The sequence below is a fragment of the Mangrovicella endophytica genome (genome assembly GCF_002893625.1).
GTDB lineage: Bacteria > Pseudomonadota > Alphaproteobacteria > Rhizobiales > Rhizobiaceae > Mangrovicella > Mangrovicella endophytica.
In genome coordinates this window covers 38,312-59,144 of record NZ_PKMZ01000011.1, presented here as the reverse complement: position 1 = coordinate 59,144, position 20,833 = coordinate 38,312, and the positions used below count along the sequence as shown (strand labels likewise).

19 protein-coding genes and 1 pseudogene are annotated in these 20,833 nt (G+C 66.8%); 7 read left to right on the top strand and 13 right to left on the bottom strand.

What is annotated here, in order from left to right:
- The first annotated feature begins 15 nt into the window (after positions 1 to 15).
- Both C0R46_RS17925 and C0R46_RS17920 read left to right on the top strand, forming a co-directional pair.
- Positions 16 to 1,002 carry a type II secretion system F family protein gene (locus tag C0R46_RS17925; RefSeq protein WP_102961036.1) on the top strand — a complete coding sequence of 329 codons (987 nt, stop codon included), beginning with the start codon at positions 16 to 18 and terminating at the stop codon, positions 1,000 to 1,002.
- Between the two features lie 119 nt (positions 1,003 to 1,121).
- Positions 1,122 to 1,436 carry a hypothetical protein gene (locus C0R46_RS17920; protein ID WP_102961035.1) on the top strand — a complete coding sequence of 105 codons (315 nt, stop codon included), beginning with the start codon at positions 1,122 to 1,124 and terminating at the stop codon, positions 1,434 to 1,436.
- A gap of 126 nt (positions 1,437 to 1,562) precedes the next feature.
- Here the strand turns inward: C0R46_RS17920 and C0R46_RS17915 are convergent, their stop codons facing one another.
- Positions 1,563 to 2,378 carry a tetratricopeptide repeat protein gene (locus C0R46_RS17915; protein WP_102961034.1) on the bottom strand — a complete coding sequence of 272 codons (816 nt, stop codon included), beginning with the start codon at positions 2,376 to 2,378 and terminating at the stop codon, positions 1,563 to 1,565.
- 164 nt (positions 2,379 to 2,542) lie between these two features.
- Here C0R46_RS17915 and C0R46_RS17910 point away from each other — a divergent pair, with 164 nt between their 5' ends.
- The 3 genes from C0R46_RS17910 to C0R46_RS17900 are packed head-to-tail and all read left to right on the top strand — an operon-like array spanning position 2,543 to position 5,213.
- Complete coding sequence (locus C0R46_RS17910; protein ID WP_102961109.1) at positions 2,543 to 3,919, top strand: leucyl aminopeptidase family protein; 1,377 nt, start codon at positions 2,543 to 2,545, stop codon at positions 3,917 to 3,919.
- A 57-nt stretch (positions 3,920 to 3,976) separates the two neighbouring features.
- Positions 3,977 to 4,327 (top strand): MarR family winged helix-turn-helix transcriptional regulator, encoded by a 351-nt coding sequence (locus C0R46_RS17905; RefSeq protein ID WP_102961033.1) that lies wholly within the window; start codon positions 3,977 to 3,979, stop codon positions 4,325 to 4,327.
- 13 nt (positions 4,328 to 4,340) lie between these two features.
- Entirely contained in the window at positions 4,341 to 5,213 is an 873-nt protein-coding gene (locus C0R46_RS17900; protein ID WP_102961032.1) for a C40 family peptidase, read from the top strand.
- A 30-nt stretch (positions 5,214 to 5,243) separates the two neighbouring features.
- Here C0R46_RS17900 and C0R46_RS17895 read toward each other — a convergent pair whose 3' ends face one another.
- The 12 genes and pseudogenes from C0R46_RS17895 to C0R46_RS21365 form a co-directional block, all read right to left on the bottom strand.
- Positions 5,244 to 6,152: a LysR substrate-binding domain-containing protein gene (locus C0R46_RS17895; protein WP_102961031.1), complete on the bottom strand. Its 909-nt coding sequence runs from the start codon at positions 6,150 to 6,152 to the stop codon at positions 5,244 to 5,246.
- A 367-nt stretch (positions 6,153 to 6,519) separates the two neighbouring features.
- Positions 6,520 to 7,020, bottom strand: coding sequence for an SRPBCC family protein (locus tag C0R46_RS17885; protein ID WP_102961029.1), 501 nt, complete (start codon positions 7,018 to 7,020; stop codon positions 6,520 to 6,522).
- Positions 7,021 to 7,023: 3 nt separating this feature from the next.
- Entirely contained in the window at positions 7,024 to 7,368 is a 345-nt protein-coding gene (locus C0R46_RS17880; RefSeq protein WP_102961028.1) for an ArsR/SmtB family transcription factor, read from the bottom strand.
- Positions 7,369 to 7,506: 138 nt separating this feature from the next.
- Positions 7,507 to 8,448: a 2-hydroxyacid dehydrogenase gene (locus tag C0R46_RS17875; RefSeq protein WP_102961027.1), complete on the bottom strand. Its 942-nt coding sequence runs from the start codon at positions 8,446 to 8,448 to the stop codon at positions 7,507 to 7,509.
- A 3-nt stretch (positions 8,449 to 8,451) separates the two neighbouring features.
- Positions 8,452 to 9,120: an NUDIX domain-containing protein gene (locus C0R46_RS17870; protein WP_102961026.1), complete on the bottom strand. Its 669-nt coding sequence runs from the start codon at positions 9,118 to 9,120 to the stop codon at positions 8,452 to 8,454.
- Positions 9,117 to 10,793, bottom strand: coding sequence for an ABC transporter ATP-binding protein (locus C0R46_RS17865; protein ID WP_102961025.1), 1,677 nt, complete (start codon positions 10,791 to 10,793; stop codon positions 9,117 to 9,119). The genes C0R46_RS17870 and C0R46_RS17865 overlap by 4 nt, the downstream gene beginning before the upstream one ends.
- Positions 10,794 to 11,045: 252 nt before the next feature.
- Positions 11,046 to 12,173, bottom strand: a complete 1,128-nt coding sequence (locus C0R46_RS17860) for an ABC transporter permease (RefSeq protein ID WP_102961108.1) — start codon at positions 12,171 to 12,173, stop codon at positions 11,046 to 11,048.
- Between the two features lie 116 nt (positions 12,174 to 12,289).
- Entirely contained in the window at positions 12,290 to 13,426 is a 1,137-nt protein-coding gene (locus tag C0R46_RS17855; protein ID WP_102961024.1) for a microcin C ABC transporter permease YejB, read from the bottom strand.
- A gap of 39 nt (positions 13,427 to 13,465) precedes the next feature.
- The gene (locus C0R46_RS17850; RefSeq protein ID WP_102961107.1) at positions 13,466 to 15,334 is read right to left on the bottom strand and encodes an extracellular solute-binding protein; all 1,869 of its coding nucleotides are present in this window, start codon (positions 15,332 to 15,334) and stop codon (positions 13,466 to 13,468) included.
- A complete protein-coding gene (locus tag C0R46_RS17845) occupies positions 15,331 to 17,166 on the bottom strand; it encodes an extracellular solute-binding protein (RefSeq protein WP_425349906.1) in 1,836 nt (611 codons plus the stop codon). Before C0R46_RS17845 ends, C0R46_RS17850 begins: the two co-directional genes overlap by 4 nt.
- A 399-nt stretch (positions 17,167 to 17,565) precedes the next feature.
- Positions 17,566 to 18,195: a c-type cytochrome gene (locus C0R46_RS21370; protein ID WP_425349905.1), complete on the bottom strand. Its 630-nt coding sequence runs from the start codon at positions 18,193 to 18,195 to the stop codon at positions 17,566 to 17,568.
- A gap of 9 nt (positions 18,196 to 18,204) precedes the next feature.
- Positions 18,205 to 18,957, bottom strand: a pseudogene (locus tag C0R46_RS21365) (c-type cytochrome); the annotation flags it as partial.
- 195 nt (positions 18,958 to 19,152) lie between these two features.
- Between C0R46_RS21365 and C0R46_RS17835 the strand changes: the two are divergent.
- On the top strand, positions 19,153 to 19,899 hold the full coding sequence (locus C0R46_RS17835) for a 3-deoxy-manno-octulosonate cytidylyltransferase (RefSeq protein ID WP_102961106.1): 747 nt from the start codon (positions 19,153 to 19,155) through the stop codon (positions 19,897 to 19,899).
- Positions 19,896 to 20,831, top strand: a complete 936-nt coding sequence (locus C0R46_RS17830; RefSeq protein ID WP_102961021.1) for a prephenate dehydratase — start codon at positions 19,896 to 19,898, stop codon at positions 20,829 to 20,831. Before C0R46_RS17835 ends, C0R46_RS17830 begins: the two co-directional genes overlap by 4 nt.
- Positions 20,832 to 20,833 lie beyond the last annotated feature (2 nt).

Sequence of the window (20,833 nt, the reverse complement as noted above, 5' to 3'; positions counted from 1 at the left end):
CAGGAGAGTTGCACGATGGAGTCCTTCCTGGAGCATTACGGCCTGTCGAGCTCGCTGATCCTCAGCGCGCTCGTGGCCGTCGCCGTCTTCGCCACCTTTCTCAGCATCGCCCTGCCGCTCCTGTCCGGCAACGAGCTGAAGGGGCGCATGAAGGCCGTCGCGCTCGAGCGTGACCAGGTTCGTGCCCGCGAGCGTGCCCGGCTTGCCGTCGACAAGGAGCGCGGACGGGGCCTCCGTCAGAAGGAGAGCAAGGGCATCGCAGCGCTCGTCGTCGAGCAGCTGAACCTGAAGAACGCGCTGGCCGACGAGAAGACGATCGCCAATCTGCGCGTCGCGGGCTATCGCGGCTCGCGCCCGCTGACGCTGTTCCTGTTCCTGCGGGCGGTGCTGCCGATCCTGACATTCTCCGTCGCGCTCGGCTACGTCTTCGGCCTTGGACTGCTCGAAGAGCGGCCGACCATGATGCGCCTGCTCGTCTGCATCGGCGCGGCCTATCTCGGCTTCTACCTTCCGAACATCTACATCTCCAACAAGGCGACCAAGCGCCGGCTGTCGATCACCCGCGCCTGGCCTGACGCGCTCGATCTCTTGCTGATCTGCGTGGAGTCCGGCAATTCCATCGAGGCTGCGTTCCGCCGCGTCGCGGAGGAGATCGGCATCCAGTCGGTGCCGCTGGCCGAGGAACTGGTGCTGGTCTGCGCCGAGCTGTCCTATCTGCCGGACCGCAAGGTGGCCTATGACAATCTCGCCGCCCGCACCGGCCTCGACAGCGTGCGCGCCGTTACCACGGCGCTGGTCCAGGCGGAACGGTATGGCACGCCGCTGGGCCAGGCTTTGCGGACGCTGTCGCAGGAAAACCGCGACATCCGCATGAACCTGGCGGAGAAGAAGGCGGCCGCGCTGCCGCCGAAGCTCACCGTGCCGATGATCGTCTTCTTCCTGCCGGTGCTCTTCGCCGTCATCATCGGACCCGCCGCCATCAAGGTGATGGAGGTCCGCTGAGGCCGGCCGGATGCCTCCGATCGCTCCCGTTGGTAAAATGATAAGGCAGCCGGATCATTCGGCTTGGTTCGACGTTCCTGGGCGAGACTGACAGTCCCAGTCATCGAAAGGAACCGAGCATGAAGAAGTTGGCTCTCGCGGCTCTTGCCCTCATCTTGGCCGGTACGGCCCCGACGCTTGCGCAGACGCATCGCAGCGAGTCGCGCGAGCACCGGCAGGAGCATCGCATCGTCCGCGGCGTCGTCACAGGCAAGCTGACACCGCACGAAACGCGCAAGCTCGTCCGCCAGCAGCATCGCATCGACCGTGCCCAGCGCCGCGCCGCGCGGGACGGCTATGTGTCGCCGCACGAGCGGCGCAGGATCGAGCGTATGCAGAACCGGGCGTCGAGGAACATCGTCCGCAAGACGCACAACCGGCGCGGCACCTACTGATCAGAGCGCAGCCCGGTTAGAACAGAAGCCCCGCCGGCTTGCGTCGGCGGGGCTTCGCTATGTCGGTCCATGAGCGATTCTTGGACGCCTCGTGCCCGGTCCCGGAGCGTCCGGGTAGGCGGCCGATCAGGACTTCTTGTCCTTGTCCTTCAGCATCGACCAGGTGTTCTGCTGCGCCAGCATCTGGCGGAGATAGGCGACATTGGCCTGGGCGTCCTGCGGCGACAGCTCGGCCGACGCGATCCGCTCGGCTTCGTCGAAGCGCCCCTGCAGGCCGACGACGAGCGCCAAGTTCTGCCGCACGCGGCTGTCAGCGCCCGGCTGGGACGCCGCGGAGCGCAGATAGGTCTCCGCCTGCTTCAGCTCGTTGCCGAGGAGATAGGACATGCCGAGATTGGACAGCACCGACGGCTCGTTCGGCTGGATGTCGAGAGCCTTGCGGTAGAGGGTTCGCGCTTCTTCGGCACGGCCGAGCTGGTCGAGGATCGCGCCCTCCGCCGAAAGGAGCCGCCAGTCCGGCATGTCCGGCGTCTGCGCGCGCCGCACCGTGGCGAGAGCCTTTTCGAGATCGCCGGCCGCCGCCAGCGCCTTGCCATAGGCGGCCAGTGCGTCGCGGTCCTTCGGGTGGGCGATCGCGACCTGCTGCATGACTGCCAGCGACTGGTCGTTACGGCCTGTCATCTGCAGCGCCGAGGCGTAGGTGAGGCCGACGCCCTTGTCCTTGGGGTTCTTCTGGTAGGCCGCGCCATAGGAGCGCACCACGGAGTCGAGCTGCGTGGCGTTCATCCCATCCAGGGAGCGGGCCTTGGTCTGGCGCACCGAGCCGGTCGTCATCGGGGAGACGTTGGCGCAGCCGCTGGCCGTCAGCAGCGTCGCGGCCGCGACAGCGAGGAGGAGGCCCTGTGCGACGCGGCGGGATGTCCCGAGAGGCTTGCGGCTCATGGTGGCTCCCATGCGGGGGTGTTGTGGACGATGCCGGCGAACCGAAGCGCGCCATCGCACCGAAAATATTTCGTTAACCCTAATGACTGGTTAATAGCTGTGACGCAGCGCTGCGGCGGCAGGCTGATGATGGATCACGAAAAGGGCCGGCAATGATCGACGACATGCTGCTTTCGCACGGGGATGACGGCACGGCGGAGGCTCTCCCGGTGTGGCCGGCGACGAAGGCGGAGTTGAACGAGCTGCCGGTCGCGGCGCGGGATTGGAGCATCGCGGCCGACTTCCAGGCGGGTGCCGGCGAAATCCTGCTGGTGCCCGGGGCCGATGGAGCGAGCGGCGCGATTCTCGGGCTCGGTGATGATGGCGCAGGGGCAGGCGCCGCGATGCTGGCGGGCGTCCTGACGAAGGGTCTCCCCGAAGGGACGTGGCGCATCGAAGGCGATGCGACTGACGCCCATCTCGGCGCGCTTGCCTTCCTGCTCGGCAGTTATCGCTTCGATCGCTACCGCAGCAAGCCGGCGCCGATGAAGCACGTGCGGCTGAGTGTTCCGTCCACTGTCGATCCTGCGGAAGTGGCGAGCATCGCCGCCGGCATCTTCCTGGCGCGCGACCTGATCAACACGCCGGCCAATGACATGGGACCGGATGCCCTGGAAGCGGCGGTTCGCACGCTGGCCGGCGAGTTCGGCGCGAGCGTCTCCGTCATCGTCGGCGACGACCTCGTGAAGCAGAACTTCCCGATGATCCACGCGGTTGGCCGCGCCAGCGTGGTGGCGCCGCGGCTGATCGAACTGAACTTCGGACCGGAGGACGCGCCCAAGGTGACGCTGGTCGGCAAGGGCGTCTCCTTCGACACGGGCGGCCTCGACATCAAGCCGTCCTCGGCGATGCTGCTGATGAAGAAGGACATGGGCGGCGCTGCCAACGTGCTCGGCCTCGCCCGCATGATCATGGCGGCGAAGCTGAAGCTGCGGCTGCGCGTGCTGATCCCCGCCGTGGAGAACGCCATCTCCGGTGCAGCCTTCCGCCCCGGCGACATCCTGACGAGCCGCAAGGGCAAGACGGTGGAGATCGGCAACACCGACGCGGAAGGCCGGCTGATCCTCGCCGACGCACTGGCCCTCGCCGATGAAGAAGCGCCGCAACTCCTGATCGACATGGCGACGCTGACCGGTGCTGCGCGTGTCGCGCTCGGACCGGATCTGGCGCCTGTCTATACCGACGATGAAGCACTGGCCGCGGCGCTGAACGAGGCATCGATCGCCGTGCGTGATCCGATGTGGCGCATGCCGCTGTGGCAGCCCTACGCCAAGGCGCTCGCCTCCAAGATCGCCGACATCAACAATGTCACCACGGACGGCTTTGCCGGCTCCATCACCGCGGCGCTGTTTCTCAAGGGCTTTGTCGAAAAGGCGGCAAGCTGGGCGCATCTCGACGTCTATGGCTGGCGGCCGCAGGCTTCGCATCTCGGCCCGGTCGGTGGCGAAGCGCAGGGGATCCGCGCCATCTACAGCGTGTTGAAGAGCCGCTACGGCGCTTGAAAGCTGAGGTGACATCGCGTCTACTCACGATCGGACCGGGTACGGAATGAGCTGCGAATGGGTGTGGAGCTGAGGCCGGCGCAGGCGCTGCGCCTGATCCACCAGACGGCGCTGCGCCAGGCGCAGGATTCCGCGCCCGATCTCACTGTCCGCCAGACGGCGATCCTGATGACGATCTATCTGGAGCCGCCGCCTCATACGGTGCGGGGCCTCGCCGCGCGCCTCGGCGTCACCAAGCCGGTGATCACCAGGGCTCTCGATACGATGGGCGCCATGCACCTTGTGGAGCGCCGGCGCGACCCGGAGGACCGACGCAACGTCCTCATCCGGCGCACCGTCGAAGGCAGCCTCTACGTCTCGCGCATCGCCGACCGCATGGTCGAACAGGCCGGCATTCTCGCCCCGTAAGGAAGTGGTTCAGATGAATGCTCCGCTCGACCGACGCATCCATGCGGTGCGCGAGGATCTTGCCGACAGCCGCCTCAAGGGCCGCGTCGAGGCGGCACGCTTCGTCGATGGCGAGCCCATGCGCGTGGTGCTGCCGGCCGCGCCGCTGCGCCGACGTCCGATGCCGGACGCGCCGCTCGAGACGGAGGCGCTGCTCGGCGAACCCGCTCTTGTCTTCGAACACACGGCGGAGGGCTGGGCCTGGGTGCAGCTCGAGGGCGATGGCTATGTCGGCTGGATGCCGCAGGCCGCCCTCGGCCCGAGCAGTGAGGAGCCGACTCATGTCGTCTCGGTGCCGCGGACGCTGCTGTTTCCCGGACCCGACATCAAGCTTCCGCCGATCGATGGCCTGCCGCTCGGCGCCCGTGTCACGGCCACCGGTGAGGCGCAGGACCGCAACGCGACCTATCGGCTCATCGCGGGCCAGGCGGGCTTGTCGGGCGCGGTGGTCGCGCAGCACCTCGCGCCGCTCAAAAGCTTTGAACCGGACTTCGTCGCCGTCGCGGAGCGCTTTCTCGGTGTCCCCTATCTATGGGGTGGCAAGACGATGCTGGGTATCGACTGCTCCGGCCTCGTTCAGATGGCGCTGACGATGAGCGGGCAGTCGGCGCCGCGCGACACCGACATGCAGGAGCAGATGCTTGGAACGCCGCTCGCGGACGACGCTGCGCTTGCGCGCGGTGACCTTGTCTTCTGGAAAGGCCATGTCGGCATTATGCGCGATGCCGAGACGCTGCTGCATGCCAACGCCTTTCACATGATGACGGCGGTCGAGCCTCTGGCCGAGACCGTCGCGCGCTACTCCGCCAAGGGCGTCGAGATCACCAGCATGCGCCGCCTCGCCTGACGGCGGTTAGCCTATCATCGCAGATCAAACTCAAGGCACCGGCGCGGCGTCCGCGAAGAGCGGCAGCAGCCAGTCGCGAAAGGCGCGGATCTTCGGCAGGTTGCGGCGAGGCTCCGGGTAGCAGAGCCAATAGCTCTGACCGTCGCCGGCCAGGATGTCGAAAGGCTGGACGAGCAGGCCGGCGGCGACCTCGTCCGCGTAGAAGGAGGGCGTCAGCATCGCGACGCCGTGGCCGGCGATGCAGGCCCGCGCTTCCAGATGCTGGTCGCCCAGCGTCGAACGTTGTCGATCGGCAGCCGCCGAGGTCGCCTCCGTCGCGACACCCGCGGAGTTCCACCAGAACGGCCACCATGGATCGCTGGCATCGATGATCGGCAGCCGCAGCAGATCGACCGGCTCGGTCAGCTGCGGATGGGCGCGTAGGAGAGTCGGACTGACCATCGGCGCGAAGGTGATGTCGAAAAGCCGGTGCTGTACCAGTCCCGGCCATGGACCGCGTCCCAGCCTCACCGCCAGGTCGAATTCTTGCCTGCCGAAGTCCACCAGCTCGCGCGAGGCGCTGATCCGCACCGCCAGTTCGGGATGGCGCATCTGGAACGCGCCGATTCGCGGCGCCAGCCACGTCGCGGCGAAGGTCGGCACGGCACTGACGGCGAGAATGCCGGCCGTCGTGCCCTTCGCGGCTGCATACGCCACTGCGATGGCGTCCAGCGCCTCCGTCGCCGCCGAGGCCAGCATCCGGCCCGGGGTCGACAGGCTGACGGCGCGCGTCTGGCGGATGAAGAGGGGAGCACCGACACGCTCTTCCAGGAGCTTGATCTGATAGCTCACCGCCGACTGCGTCATGCCGAGCTCGTCGGCCGCGCGCGTGAAACTGAGATGGCGCGCTGCTGCCTCAAAGGCGCGCAGGGCGGCGAGCGGCGGCAGGTCACGAGCCATGATGCATAAGGCCTCCTGATGCATGCTGCCGCTTTTCGCATTGGAAGCGCAATCCCCCTGCAGGCAGTCTGTGATCGCGAAACAGACCGAGGAGGCGGCGCTTTGCCGTAAACGCCATGTCATCAGGAGACGCGCTGCGCCGTCAGCCGGCCTTTGCCCGCATGGCAGACGCATTAACGAGGATGCTGGACTCCTGGCGTGCGATCCAGGTCAGGCGACGGCGAGCCAAGATGGCGGAAGCAAGGGATCTGCCGGATGCGTTTCTGCGGGATATCGGCCTGATGGACGGTCGCGGCCCATCGCTGCGCCGGCCGGAGGATGAGTATCTCCGGCGCGGCGGCGGCAGAGCTCGGCAGGGACCGCAGGTCTAATCCAGGACCTCGTCGAGCCGGTCGAAACTACCGCTCCAGCCCTCATTCATCGAGGCGGTGTTGGAGGCAAAGGTCCGACGCTCTTCGTCCGACGCTTCGATCGGCCGCCAGGTCAAGGTCACGCGTGTCGCCGTGCCTTCGTCGGCGAAGGCGACCGTAGTCAGCATCTCCAGCGGCCATTTGCCGTCGAAGAAGGGTGCGCGGATGATGGCGCCCTGGGCATCGGCGAAGGAGTTGACCCATACGAGGCGCGACGGCTCGACGATCTCGCGATAGACGGAACGACCCCACATGCGGCTGCCATCCGGCATTACCATCGCATAGTGCAGCATGCCGCCCGGGCGCAAATCGAAGGCCTCCACATGCGTGGTCGTGCCCTTCGGACCAAACCAGCGCGAAAACAGCTCCGGCTTCGTCCACGCCTCCCAGACGCGCTGGCGTGGTGCCTGGAAGCTGCGGGTGATGACGAAGTCCGGCGTCTCGTGGGTGGCATTCATGCGCTAGTCCTCTTTCTTGGGCGAAGGGGTCTCTGAAGCGAGAAAGGTCTCGAGGCGGTCGAAGCTGTCGCTCCAAAGCTTCTGCAGGCCGTTCAGCCAGTCCGTCAGCTCGGTCAGAGCCTGAGGGCGGAGGCGGCGAGGCCGCGACTGACCGAGCTTCACGCTCTCGATCAGGCCTGCCTCTTCCAACACGCGAAGATGCTTCGAGATCGCCGGTTGGCTGATCTGAAAGGGCTTGTTCAGCTCAGCGACTGTCGCTTCACCCATTGCCAGTCGCGCCAGGATCGCGCGGCGCGTTCGATCGGCAAGTGCGGCAAACTTCACGTCGGAGGCTTCACGTATATCCATGAGGTTATATAACCAGATGGATATGTAGGAGTCTAGGCAATCTCCGCAGCAGAGTGCTCCAATGCCCTATCGCCAGCGGGTGAGAGGGAAGAACGGAGTCCGGCGGCGGAACGTCGCCGGACCCCACCGTGCGTCGGATCAGTAGCCGGCGCTGCGGTCGACGGCGTGCTTCAGCGGCTCGCCGGCGCGATGATTGGCGATCTGCCGCATGATCAGCGACGACAAGGCGTCTGGATCAGACGCCGCGGCCGCATGCGGCGTGACGAAGACGCGCGGGTGGCTCCAGAGCGGGCTTGCCGCCGGCAGCGGCTCCGTCTCGAAGACGTCGAGCGAGACTTCCGAGAGGCGGCCGCCGTCTAGAGCGCGCAGGATCGCGCCCTCGTTCTGCAACCCGCCGCGGCCGGCATTGATCAGCACCGGTGCGCCAAGCGGCGTCTGCCGCTTCATCTGCTCGAACAGCGGTGTGTCCAGGATGCCGCGCGTCTCCTCGGTCAGGGGCAGCAGCACGACGAGGATGTCCGTCACACCGAGCATCGCGGCGAGACCATCCGGCCCTGAATAGCAGGTGATGCCGTCGATGTGCTTCGGCGTGCGGCTCCAGCCCGCGACCTGGAAACCGAGCGCGCGCAACTTGGCCGCCGCGTCCTGCCCCAGCGCGCCGATGCCCATGAGGCCGACGGTGATCGCATGGGCCGCCGGCTGGTGCTCTTCGCCCCAGAGCCGCTGGGTCTGCCGTTCGCGGTAGAGCCGTCCCTGTCGCGTGTGGTCCAGCACGCGCCAGACGACATATTCGCTCATGCGGTTGGTGAGATCCTCCGCGACGATACGCAGGATCGGCACGTCCGGCAGCGTGTCGTCGGCCAGGATGTGGTCGACGCCGGCCCCGAGCGAGAAGATGGCCTTGAGGTTCGGCAGGCGCGTCAGGAGATTGCGCGGCTGTTTCCAAACGACCGCATATTCGATGCTCGGATCTTCGGGACCGTCCGGTGCCAGGACGATCGTCTCCTCCGGCGCTTCCCGGCCCATCGCCGTCAGCCAAGGCTGCGGATCATAGCTGCCGATCGACAGGAGAATCGGCATGACTCAGCCCTCCCCGGCGAGCGTGGCCGCAAGGCTCGCGGCGAAGGCGCGACCCTTGCGGGCGAACCAGTGGGTACCGCCGACGAGAAAGCCGTTTTCGACCCGGCCTTGGTCCACCGCCTCGATCAGCTCGTCGACAGGCGCCAGGATCGGGCGGATGTCCTCTGCCTCCTCGGCCTTGCCGGCCGATGTCGCCAGGGCCGAGGCATCGACGATGGCAAGGAAGATGAAGGCGTATTCGTCCGTGAGGCCAGGCGAGGGGAGCAGCGTGTAGCAGCGCTCGATGGCCTTGGCCGTCAGCCCGGTTTCCTCTTCGAGCTCGCGCGCCGCCGCGGCTTCGGGACTGGCATCGTCTGCGTCGACGAGGCCCGCCGGCAGCTCCAGCGCGGCAGCGTTCGGCGTCTTCAGCGCTGCGGCAAGGCGGAACTGCCTGACGACGACGATGGCGTCGAGCACCGGATCATAGGGAATGATGATCGCAACGGAGCCGGTCGCCAGGAACTCGCGATGGACCGGCCCGATGATGCCGTCGGCGCCGAGCCTGGCATGGGTCAGCGTCACTGCCTCCAGCGGCCGGAACCCGTCATGCAGGCGCTCGCGCCGCTCCACCGTGAAGTCGAGCGGCTGGTCCGCCAGCGCGTCACGGTAGTGGCCCTGCGTGTTCGCCGTCACTGCGAGACCACACCGGTCGGAGCCGTCTCGATGGCGAAGGCAGCCGCCATCAACGCCTTGGTGTAGTCGGTCTGCGGTCGCTCGAAGATCTCCGCGGCGGGACCGCGCTCGACGACGAGGCCGTTGCGCATCACCACCACCTCGTTGGCGAGCGCCCGCACCACCTTCAGGTCGTGGCTGATGAAGAGATAGGCGAGCTGGTGCTTCTGCTGGAGATCGCGCAGGAGATCGACGACCTGTGCCTGCACGCTCATGTCGAGCGCCGAGGTCGGCTCGTCCAGCATGACGAAGCGCGGGTTGAGGACCATGGCGCGCGCGATGGCAATGCGCTGGCGCTGGCCGCCGGAGAATTCGTGCGGGTAGCGGAAGCGCGTCGCCGGGTCGAGGCCGACTTCGCCCAGGGCCGCAACCACGCGGGCGTCCCGTTCAGCCGCGCCGATGCCGGGCTGGTGCACCCTCAGGCCTTCGGAGATGATGTCGGTGATCGGCATGCGCGGGCTCAGCGAGCCGAACGGATCCTGGAAGACGATCTGGATGCGGTCGCGCAGCGGTCGCATGCTCTTGAACGAGCGTGCATCGATCCGCTCCCCGTCAAAGGCGATCTGCCCCTTGGAGGCGATCATGCGGCAGAGGGCGAGGCCGAGCGTCGTCTTGCCCGAGCCGGATTCGCCGACAATGCCGACGGTCTGGCCGGCTCTGAGCGTCAGGTCGATGCCGTCGACGGCCTTCACATGGTCCGTCACGCGCCGGAACAGGCCGGTGCGGATCGGGAACCACACCTTCACGTCCTTGGCCTCCATCACCACGGGCGCATTGGCGTTCGCGGCGGGCGGCATGCCGCGCGGCTCGGCGGCGAGAAGATGCTTCGTATAGGCATGCGATGGCTCGGCGAAGATCCGGGCCGTCGGCCCCTCCTCGACGATCTTGCCGCGATACATGACGCAGACGCGGTCGGCGATCTTGCGCACGATGCCAAGGTCATGGGTGATGAACAGCATCGCCATCTGACGTTCGGCCTGCAGCTTCTTTAGAAGCTCCAGGATCTGCGCCTGCACGGTGACGTCGAGGGCCGTGGTCGGCTCGTCGGCGATGAGGAGCTCAGGCTCGTTGGCGAGCGCCATCGCGATCATGACGCGCTGGCGCTGGCCGCCGGACAGCTGGTGCGGGTAGGCGCCGAGCCGCTTCTCCGGCTCCCGGATGCCAACCTGGCGCAAGAGCTCAAGCGTGCGCTCGCGCGCCTGCCGGTCGGAGATGCCGCGGTGGATCTTCAGGACCTCGCCGACCTGCCGCTCGATCGTGTGGAGCGGGTTCAGCGAGGACATCGGCTCCTGGAAGATCATCGAGATCTTGTTGCCGCGAACGCGCCTGAGATCCCGCTCGTCCTCGTCGATGAGGTTCTCGCCGGAAAATATCACCGCGCCGTTCGGGTGGCTCGCCGCGGGGTAGGGCAGGAGCTTCAGGATCGACAGCGCCGAGACCGACTTTCCGGAGCCGGATTCGCCGACCAGCGCGAGCGTCTCGCCCTTGGCGATGGAGAAGGAGACGCCGTCGACGGCAAGCGTCGTGCGCCCGCCCTGATGGAAGGCGACCGAGAGGTTCTCGACGGAGAGGAGTGGCGCGCCGGCCGGGCCGTTGCTTGGCCGCGATGCGACGGCGGATGCGGTCTGGCTCACGCGAACGCCTCAAAGTGGAAATGGTGAATGGTCATCATGGCGACCCCAGTTCGGCAGCATTCTCGATGGCGATGCGCGTCAGTCCAGGCGGAAGCTTGAGCCGCTGGCCGCACGAGATGATGTCCCAGCCGCATTCCCGAGCTGTCGCGACGTGAATGGCGTCCGGCGTCTTCCCGCCAATCAAGGGCCACGCTTCGGCACTGCTGCCCACCCGGTATCAGCAAGAGCCAGCCCTCGCCCATCCCGGAGACGTCACCGGAAACTCTTGCGGGGGTCGAAGGCGTCGCGCACCGCCTCGCCGATGAAGACGAGGAGCGACAGCATCAAGGACAGCACCACGAAGCCGGAGATGCCGAGCCAGGGCGCCTGGAGGTTGTTCTTGCCCTGCGCCAGGATCTCGCCGAGCGAGGGCGATCCGGGCGGCAGGCCGAAGCCGAGGAAATCGAGCGAGGTGAGCGTGGTGATCGAACCGTTCAGGATAAAGGGCAGGAAGGTCAGCGTCGCCACCATCGCGTTCGGCAGGAGGTGCCGCCCCATGATGGTCCAGTCGCCGACGCCGAGCGCGCGGGCGGCATTCACATATTCGAAGTTGCGCGCCCGCAGGAACTCCGCCCGCACGACGCCGACAAAGGCGACCCAGGAGAACAGGAGCATGATGCCGAGCAGGATCCAGAAGCCCGGCGGCAGGATCGCCGCGATGATGAGGAGGAGGTAGAGCACCGGGATCGACGACCAGATCTCGATGAAGCGCTGGAAGATGAGGTCCACCCAGCCGCCGAAATAGCCCTGGATCGCGCCGGCGGTGACGCCGATGACGGCGGAGGCGAGCGTCAGCACCAGGCCGAACAGCACCGAGATGCGGAAGCCGTAGATCAGCCGCGCTGCGACGTCGCGCGCCTGGTCGTCGGTGCCGAGCCAGTTGTAGTTGCCGGGCGTGCAGTTGGGATCGTTCAATCCTTGCGGATAGCGCCCGCAGAGCTCCTCCTTGGTGAAGGTCCAGGAGGGGGCGGATGGCGCCGGCGTCGGGATCTCGTTGTTGACGCTCATGTAGGAGTAGCGGATCGGCGGCCAGATCATCCAGCCATTCGCGCCGATCTCATCCTGGATGAAGGGGTCGCGATAGTTCGTCACCGGCAGGAAGCCGCCGAACGTTTCCTCCGGATAGTCGACGAAGATAGGCGTGTAGAATTCGCCCTTGTAGGAGACGAGGATCGGCTTGTCGTTCGCCAGGAACTCGGCGAACAGGCTGAGGATGAACAGGATGCCGAACACCCAGAGCGACCAGTAGCCCCGGCGGTTGGCCTTGAAGTTCTCCCAGCGGCGCGCGTTCAGCGGCGACAGGCCGGAAGGGCGGCCGGTGTCCGGCACGGTCGGCGCCATCTGCGCGACGCCCGTCGCCTGCGCCTCGCCGATGTCGGCGGCCTGGAACTCTGCCGGGCGTGCCGGCGGCGCGGCGGTATCCGTCGCGGCCTTTTCGCGGATCGGCTCGTCCACCGTCACACCTCCCGCCGGTCGAAATCGATGCGTGGATCGATCCAGGTGTAGGTGAGGTCGGAGATCAGGGTCGTCACCAGTCCGAGCAGTGAGAAGATGTAGAGCGTCGCGAACACCACAGGGTAATCGCGCTTGTAGATGCTCTCGAAACCGAGCAGCCCGAGCCCGTCGAGCGAGAAGATCGTCTCGATCAGCAGCGATCCCGCGAAGAAGGCGGAGATGAAGGCGCCGGGGAAGCCCGCGACGATGATCAGCATGGCGTTGCGGAAGACGTGGCCGTAGAGGACGCGCCGTTCCGTCAGCCCCTTGGCGCGGGCCGTTGTGACATACTGCTTGCGGATCTCGTCGAGGAAGGAGTTCTTCGTGAGCAGTGTCGTCGTCGCGAAGGCGGAGAGCGCCAGGGCGATCAGCGGCAGCGTCAGGTGCCAGAAGTAGTCCGGGATGGTTTGGGTGACGCAGCGCCCGGCATCCCAGTTGACGTTCCAGAAGGCGCACCAGTTGCCCTGGACGTTGTCGGAGAGGAGGCCCCGCAGCGGAAACCAGTCATAGAAGGAGCCGCCGGCGAAGAGAACGATCAGGAGAACCGCAAAGAGGAAGCCCGGAATGGCGTAGGCGATGATGATGATGCCGGACGTCCACACGTCGAAGGCCGAGCCGTCGTTCAGCGCCTTGCGGATCCCGAGTGGGATCGAGATCGCGTAGGACAGGAGCGTGATCCAGAGGCCGAGCGAGATCGACACCGGCATCTTTTCCAGGATCAGGTCGATCACCGACACCGAGCGGAAGTAGCTCTCGCCGAAATCGAAGCGCGTATAGTTCCACAGCATGGTGCCGAAGCGCTCGAGCGGCGGCTTGTCGAAGCCGAACTGTACCTCCAGCCGCTTGATGAACTCCGGATCGAGCCCTTGCGCGCCGCGATAGCCCGAGTTCTCACCGCCGCCTTGCGCGCCCTGGCCGCCGAAGTCGGCGCCGCCGCCGCTGACGCGGTCCATCGCACCGCCGCTCTGGCCCTGCAGATTGGCGATGACCTGCTCGATCGGGCCGCCCGGCGCGAACTGGATGACCACGAAGGACACCGCCATGATGCCGATCAGCGTCGGTATCATCAGCAGGATGCGGCGGAGAATGTAGGCGCCCATTCGGCTCCAGTCTGTTCTGTCGGACGGCTCGCGGCGGCGTTACGCCTTCCCGATCGCGGCAGCCTTCTGTGCGTCGTACCACCAGAGCGATTCGATGGGGAAGCCGTATTCGGGCTTCTGTTCCTTGAATCCGAACATGTTCCAGTATGCAACACGGTGGACGTCGGAGGTGATGTTAGGCAGCCAGTCCAGCCGCCAGCGCAGCAGGCGGTCGAGCGCCTTCATGACGGTGGTCAGCTCCTCGCGGCTCTGTGCCGCACCGGCCTTGGCGATCAGCGCATCCACCGCCTCGCTCGCCATGCCCGGATAGTTGTAGGCACCGGGATTGTCCCGCGCGGCGCTGCCGAAGAAGATCGCCAGGCTGTCCTGCGTCGGCGTCGGCGCGAAGCTGAAGGCGGCGAGGATCATGTCGAAGTCGAAGCGGTTGACGCGCTCCTGATACTGCGCGGCATCGACGAGACGGATGCTGGCATCGACGCCGATCAGCCGCAGCGTATCGATGAACTTGCCGTAGACGCGGCCCTGCTCCTGACCGTTGGTCATGTATTCGAGACGGAACGGCTCGCCCTTGGCATCAACGAGCTGGCGGCCCTGCCGCGCCCAGCCGGCGGCGGCAAAGAGGCCTGCGGCCTCCCGCAGCTTCACCCGGTCCGCGCCCGAGGCGTCGGTGACGGGCTGTGTCCAGACAGGCCCGAACACCTCATCCGGCACCTTGCCGCGCAGCGGCTCAAGGAGCGCGCGCTCGGCCTCCGAAGGCTCGCCGGTCGCAACGAAGTCGGAGCCTTCGAAGGGCGACTGCGAATGAACCCGCTGACCGAAGAGGAGGTTGGCATTGGTCCATTCGAAGTCGAAGCACAGGTTGATCGCGTGCCGCACCCGCGCGTCAGTGAAACGCTCGCGGCGCTGGTTCAGCGCCCAGCATTGGAAATGCGGCCTCGTCTCGTCGGGGAACTCCTGCCTGACGACTGCACCGCTCGTGACGGCCGGGAAGTCGTACTGCGTCGCCCAGTCCTTGGTGGTGAACTCCTCGCGGACCGTGATGAGACCCTTCTTGAAGGCCTCCAGCGCCGGCTGGCGGTCGCGGAAGAAGTCGATCCGGATGGTCTGGAAGTGGTTGAGCCCGCGCACGAAGGGCAGGTCCTTCGCCCAGTAGTCGTCGCGCTTCTCATATTCGATGAAGGTGCCGAACTCGGCGCGTCCGATCCGGTACTGCCCGCTGCCGGGCACTGCCTCGCGGCTGACGGAATCAAGACCGCGGCCTGCAAAGAAGGCCCGCGGGATGATCGGGACACCGAAGGTGCCGAGCGCCTGCGCGACATTCTGACGGCCGGAGAAGGTGAGCACGGCGGTGCGCTCGTCGCTGGCAGTGACGCTCGTCACCTCGGCCAGCATCACTTGCAGGCTCGGATGCCCGTCCTTCTTCAGCGTCTCGTAGGAAAAGGCGACATCGTCCGCCGTCACCGGCGCCCCGGTCGAGAAGCGCGCCTCCGGCCGCAGCCGGAAGGTGAAGCGGTTGCGGTCCGCCGACATCGAGACGCTCTCCGCCAGCGCGCCGTAGAGCGCGTCCGGCTCGTCCAGCGAGCTGACCATCAGCGTGTCGTAGAGAAGCTCGATGCGCGGCGGTGCGTTGCCGCGCAGAACGAAGGTGTTCAGCGTGTCGAAGGTCAGCGGCGACTGGTTGAGGATCCAGCTCGGCACCGAGAGGTTCAACCGTCCCCCGCTCGGCGCTTGCGGCGAGGCATAGTCGAAATGAGCGAACCCGGCCGAATATTTCAGGTCGCCGAAGGCGGAGAGGCCATGCAGCTCAGTGTCCGCAGGCACGGCTGCGAAGGCCGGACGCAGTGCCGCGCCGGCAGCGCCGGCAAGAGCCAGTTGGGTGAACCGGCGCCGCGACAAAAGCATCGTCATGGCTGAGCCGGCGCTTGCGCTGCCGCAGGCTGCGGCGTCGCCGTGGATGCCGCCGGGGCGGACGCGCCCTTGACCCACCAGGAGAAGATGTCGACGCCCGAGGATTCCGGTGCCTTCGCCGGCATGTCCAAGGTGTTCCAGTAGGCCAGCCAGCTCTTGCCGAGATACCACTGCGGCACGACGACGTAGTTCCACAGCATCACGCGGTCGAGTGCGCGTGTGGCGGCGACCAGCGAGTCGCGGTCGGGTGCGTGGATGATGTTGTCGATGAGCTGATCGACCGCCGGGTTCTTCAGGCCGGCATAGTTGCGGCTTCCAGGCGCGTCGGCGGCGGCGGAACTCCAGAAATCACGCTGCTCGTTTCCGGGCGAGAGCGACTGCGGATAGTACTTCATCGCGACGACTTCGAAGTCGAAGTTGCGCATCCGCTCAATATACTGGTTGCTGTCGACGATGCGCACATTTGCCTGGATGCCGAGGCGGCCGAGGTGGCGCACGAAGGGGCCGAGCACGCGATCATCGCTCGGGTCGTCGCCGAGAAGCTCGATCGTGAAGGGCTGCCCCGTTCTGGTATCCACCATCCGTCCGCCGCGGGACTCGTAGCCCGCCTGCTTCAGGAGATCGAAGGCCTCGCGCAGATAGGCCCGATCGGCGTTCGGCTGGCTGTAGTCGGGCAGGGTGAAGGGCTTGGTGAAGACCTCCTCCGGCACCTTGCCGCGCAGCGGCTCCAGATATTCGAGCTCCTTCGGCGATGGCAGGTCCTTGGCCGCGAGCTCGCTGTTCTCGAAGTAGCTGGCGACACGGCGATAGTAGCCGAAGAACAGCGTGCGGTTCATCTCCTCGAAGTTGTAGAGGAGCGTCAGCGCCTTGCGGACGCGGATGTCGGAGAACTTCGGCAGGCGGTTGTTGAGGACATAGGCCTGCATCGACACGACGTCGTGGTTCTCGACCTCCTTGCGGATCACGCTGCCATTCTTGGCGGCCGGGAAGTCATAGCCCTCGGCCCAGCGGCGGGCGCTGTTCTCGAGCCGGTAGTCGTCGAGCCCGCCCTTCTTGAAGGCTTCCCAGGCCGCGTTGGAGTCGCGGAAATAGACATAGTCGATGGAGCCGAAGTTATAGCGGCCGACGCGCGCCGGCTTGTCCTTCGCCCAGTAGTCGGCGACCCTTTCCCAGGTGATCGCATCGCCGATGCGGAAGGCCGAGATCTTGTAGGGGCCCGAGCCGAGCGGCAGCTCGCTGGTCGGCTGAGTGATGTCGCGCTTCTTGCCCTTCGAATCCGTGCCCTCCCACCAGTGCTTGGGCAGGATCGTCAGGTCGCCCATGATGTTGGGCAGTTCGCGATTGTTCTTCTGGTTGAAGGTGAAGGTGATTTCGCGCTCGCCGGTCTGCGTCGCGGCCGTCACGTTCTGGTAATAGGTCGCCCACTGCGGATGCAGCTTGATCAGCGTCTGAAAGCTCCAGATCACGTCCTCGACGGTGATCGGCTGCCCGTCATGCCAGCGCGCCTTCGGATCCAGCCGGTAGGTGACCGACGAGTAGTCGCTGGGATAGCGCACCGCCTCGGCGATCATCGCATGTGAGGTCGAGGGCTCGTCGGTCGACTGGTCCATCAGCGTATCGTAGAGGAGCCCGCCGCCGAAATTGGCAAGGCCGGCCGCCGGCGTTCCCCTGACGATGAAGGGGTTGAAGCTGTCGAAGGAGCCGATCGCCACGGAATGTAGCGTGCCGCCCTTCGGCGCGTCGGGATTGACGTAGTCGTAGTGCTTGAAGTCGGCGGGATAGCGTGACGGCTTGATCAGCGAGATCGATTCCGACCACTCGCCCTGCGTCACAGCCTCTTGGGCATCTGTTGGGCCCGCGGCCGGTGTCGCCGCTGCCGGCGTCTGCGGCGCCGAAGCGGTCGGTGCCTCCTGCGCGGAGGCCGGTGCGGCGAGGATGATCGTGGCGGTGAGGCTGCCGAGAAGGCGCAGAAGAACGGTCAAGTCGGTCTCCGGATAATCCGCTGTCGGCGGACGCTTGCAGGAGTTTATGGCCATCGTCCGGCTGGACAAGCTACCGGAGGACGATTTGCCGCCATTGGGAGCGTCTCTTCGACTTGGTGGAAGGCGCGACCCGCTGCGAGATGCCGTCAGCCGTGTGCGCGGCAAGGCGGTCACGGCACGATCAAACGAAAAGGCCCGCGCCGGGAAGCGCGGGCCTTTCAGGATCAGGCTGGTCGACTGGAGCCGCTCTTACTTGGCGGCGCCGTTCTCGTCGAAGCTCGCGAGATAGGCGATGACGTTGGCGACGTCTTCCGGCTTCTTCAGCCCCGGGAAGGCCATCTTGGTGCCGGGCACCGTCGCCTTCGGGTCCGTCAGCCAGGGCGTCAGGTTCTCCGGCGTCCAGGCCGGGTTGGCTGCTGCGAACTGCTGCAGCGCCGGCGAGAAGGAATAGCCTTCGACCGCGGCCGGAGCCTCGCCGACGATGCCGTTCAGCTCCGGGCCGATCTTGTTCTTGGCCCCTTCGCCGACGGCATGGCAGGCCTTGCACTTGTTGAAGACCTGCTTGCCGGCCGCCGGATCACCCGCGACCGATGCAGTCTGCTGAGGCGCTGCAGCCGGGGCCGCCGGAGCGGCCGAGCCGGTCTGCTGGCCGGCAGCCGGCGGCGCGGCCGGAGCAGGAGCTGCCGGTGCAGCAGGCGCTGCGGGAGCCGGAGCCGCGGGAGCTGCAGGAGCGGGTGCCGCCGGAGCCGGAGCCGTCGGCGCAGGCGCGCCGGAGGTGGTGCCCTGGGCCGCCGGAGCCGATGTGTCGCCGCCCGTCGGTGTGCCGCCGCTATTGGCATTGGCGGGAGCCGCCGGTGCGTTGTCGCCGGTGGAGGGGATTTGCGTCGGCGCCGGGCCCGGCGTCGGAGCGGCCGTGTCGGTGTCGGTGGTTGCCGGCGTCTGCGGCTGGCCCATGCCCTGCTGCGTGTCGGCGGTGGTCGTGCCGGCATCTGCAGCCGGGGCCGCGGCGCCTGCCGCCGGCGCGGCGCCGTCCGCGGCCGGAGCTGCACCCTCGGCCGGAGCGGCCGCAGCGTCGGCTGCTGGGGCTGCCGGCAGCGGAGCCGGGTTGCCCGAGAGCGTGCGCAGATAGGCGATGAGCGCCGCACGGTCCTCAGGCTTCTTCAGGCCGGCAAAGCCCATCGCGGTGCCGGGGACGTACTCCTTCGGCGCCTTCAGGAAGTGATAGAGATGGTCGAAGTCCCAGTGCGTTTCACCGCCCTTGGAGAAGTCCTTCATGGCAGCCGAATAGGAGAAGTCCGACACGGATGCGACCGGACGGTTCACCACGTCCCACAGATGAGGACCGACACGGTTCGCGCCGCCTTCCTCGCCGGTGTGGCACGCCTGGCACTTCTTGAACTGCGCCGCACCCGCCTCAGCGTCGGCGGTCTGCAGCAGCGCCGCGATCGGCGGCTCCTCGGCGCCGGCTGCCGCGCCCGCTGCCTCTCCGCCGCCGCTCTCCTCGGCCGCCTCGATCAGGTAGCCCGGCTTTTCCGGGGCTTCGGAATGGAAGATGCTTCCGGTCAGAAGGCTGCCGCCAAACAGAACGAACACCGTCGCCAGGACGGCGCCGAAGATCTTGTTGGCCTCGAACGAATCCATTGAACGGGCGGCTCCCCTCGGTCGGCCTGTCGCTAGCCGACGGATTGCTAAGCAAAAAACGTGCGGAAGCTAGGTCTTTTGCGGTTTCGTGGCAACCGCTGTAAGGAGCGCTGCCGAAGCACCTTTTGTCATCACGACCGCCTCGCTTCAAGCCACTTTAGATTGGTTCTCAATCGATTTCGGATGCCTGCTGAGATGTCCATCGTCGTCCTGATCCCGGCCCGAATGGCCTCGACACGTCTGCCGGGCAAGCCGCTCGCCGACATCGCCGGCCGGCCGATGATCGTGCGCGTCGCCGAACGGGCGGTCGCGGCCGCTGTCGGACGGGTTGTGGTGGCGACCGATACGGCGGCCATCCGGGACGCGGTGGAGGCAGCCGGCTACGAGGCCGTGATGACCGGGATGGAGCATCAGTCGGGCTCTGACCGCATCCATGAGGCGCTCAGGGCAATCGATCCGGACGGTGCGGTCGAGACGGTGGTGAACCTGCAGGGCGACCTGCCGACGGTCGAGCCGGAGGCGGTGCGGCGGGTGCTCGCGCCCTTCGACGATCCGCGCTGCGACATTGCGACACTCTGCGTCGACATCCGCGAAGAGGCCGAGCGCACCAATCCAAATGTCGTGAAGCTGGTCGGCACCGAAACCTCGCCGACGCGGCTGAGGGCGCTGTACTTCACGCGCGCAACGGCGCCCTGGGGCGAGGGGCCGCTCTTCCACCATGTCGGGCTCTATGCCTATCGGCGTGAGGCGCTGGAACGCTTCGTGGCGCTCGGGCCCTCGCCTCTGGAGCGGCGTGAGAAGCTTGAGCAGCTGCGCGCACTGGAGGCCGGCATGCGGATCGATGCCGAAATCGTCGATACCGTGCCGCTCGGGGTCGATGCGCCGGACGACCTGGAACGCGCCCGCGCGCACTACGCCGGCACGACGGGAGCATTCGCATGACCAGGGTCATGGGGAAAATCGCCTTCCAGGGCGAGCCCGGCGCCAACTCCGACATGGCCTGTCAGGCAATGTATCCGGACCTGGAGCCGCTGCCGTGCCCGTCCTTCGACGATGCCTTTGCGGCAGTGGAGAGCGGCGAGGCCGCGCTCGCCATGATCCCGATCGAGAACACGCTCGCCGGCCGCGTTGCCGACATTCACCGGCTGATGCCGGAGAAGAAGCTGCAGATCGTCGGCGAGTATTTCATGCCGATCCATTTCCAGCTGATGGCGCTGCCGGGTGCTCGGCGTGAGGAGATCCGCACCGTCCACAGCCACGTCCATGCGCTCGGCCAGTGCCGCGACTACCTGCGGCGCAACGGCTGGAAGCCGATGATCGCCGGCGATACCGCGGGCTCGGCGCGCGAAGTCGCCGCGATGGGCGATCCGACCCAGGCCGCGCTCGCGCCGGAGCTCGCCGCTGGCTACTACGGCCTGACCATCCTCGACCGCAATGTCGAGGATTCCGAGAACAACGTCACCCGCTTCGTCGTGCTGCGCGATCCCGCGCGCATCCAGCTGTCCGATCCGGAGGAACGGCGCCTCAGCCTCTGGGCCGCGCGTGACCCGCAGCAGGTCGAGAACGGCCGCGCCTATATCAGCCGCAACGTCGTGACGACCTTCGTCTTCCGCGTCCGCAACATTCCGGCGGCGCTCTACAAGGCGCTCGGCGGCTTTGCCACCAACGGCATCAACATGACGAAGCTGGAGAGCTACCAGATCGGCGGCAGCTTCTCCGCGACGCAGTTCTACGCCGACATCGAAGGCCATCCGCATGACCCGGCCGTTTCCCGCGCGCTGGAGGAGCTGAGCTTCTTCTCCGACGAGTTCCTGTGCCTCGGCGTCTACCGGGCTTCGCCGGAACGCCACGCCCTGCTGACCCCGGCAGAGTAGAA

Coding starts and splice junctions, on each gene's coding strand:
- C0R46_RS17830 (WP_102961021.1), top strand. CDS start 19,896: ATGACCAGGGTCATGGGGAAAATCGCCTTCCAGGGCGAGCCCGGCGCC.
- C0R46_RS17895 (WP_102961031.1), bottom strand. CDS start 6,152: ATGGCTCGTGACCTGCCGCCGCTCGCCGCCCTGCGCGCCTTTGAGGCA.
- C0R46_RS17925 (WP_102961036.1), top strand. CDS start 16: ATGGAGTCCTTCCTGGAGCATTACGGCCTGTCGAGCTCGCTGATCCTC.
- C0R46_RS17885 (WP_102961029.1), bottom strand. CDS start 7,020: ATGAATGCCACCCACGAGACGCCGGACTTCGTCATCACCCGCAGCTTC.
- C0R46_RS17860 (WP_102961108.1), bottom strand. CDS start 12,173: ATGGCGCCGACCGTGCCGGACACCGGCCGCCCTTCCGGCCTGTCGCCG.
- C0R46_RS17900 (WP_102961032.1), top strand. CDS start 4,341: ATGAATGCTCCGCTCGACCGACGCATCCATGCGGTGCGCGAGGATCTT.
- C0R46_RS17855 (WP_102961024.1), bottom strand. CDS start 13,426: ATGGGCGCCTACATTCTCCGCCGCATCCTGCTGATGATACCGACGCTG.
- C0R46_RS17910 (WP_102961109.1), top strand. CDS start 2,543: ATGCTGCTTTCGCACGGGGATGACGGCACGGCGGAGGCTCTCCCGGTG.
- C0R46_RS17835 (WP_102961106.1), top strand. CDS start 19,153: ATGTCCATCGTCGTCCTGATCCCGGCCCGAATGGCCTCGACACGTCTG.
- C0R46_RS17875 (WP_102961027.1), bottom strand. CDS start 8,448: ATGCCGATTCTCCTGTCGATCGGCAGCTATGATCCGCAGCCTTGGCTG.
- C0R46_RS17905 (WP_102961033.1), top strand. CDS start 3,977: ATGGGTGTGGAGCTGAGGCCGGCGCAGGCGCTGCGCCTGATCCACCAG.
- C0R46_RS17850 (WP_102961107.1), bottom strand. CDS start 15,334: ATGACGATGCTTTTGTCGCGGCGCCGGTTCACCCAACTGGCTCTTGCC.
- C0R46_RS17915 (WP_102961034.1), bottom strand. CDS start 2,378: ATGAGCCGCAAGCCTCTCGGGACATCCCGCCGCGTCGCACAGGGCCTC.
- C0R46_RS17920 (WP_102961035.1), top strand. CDS start 1,122: ATGAAGAAGTTGGCTCTCGCGGCTCTTGCCCTCATCTTGGCCGGTACG.
- C0R46_RS17880 (WP_102961028.1), bottom strand. CDS start 7,368: ATGGATATACGTGAAGCCTCCGACGTGAAGTTTGCCGCACTTGCCGAT.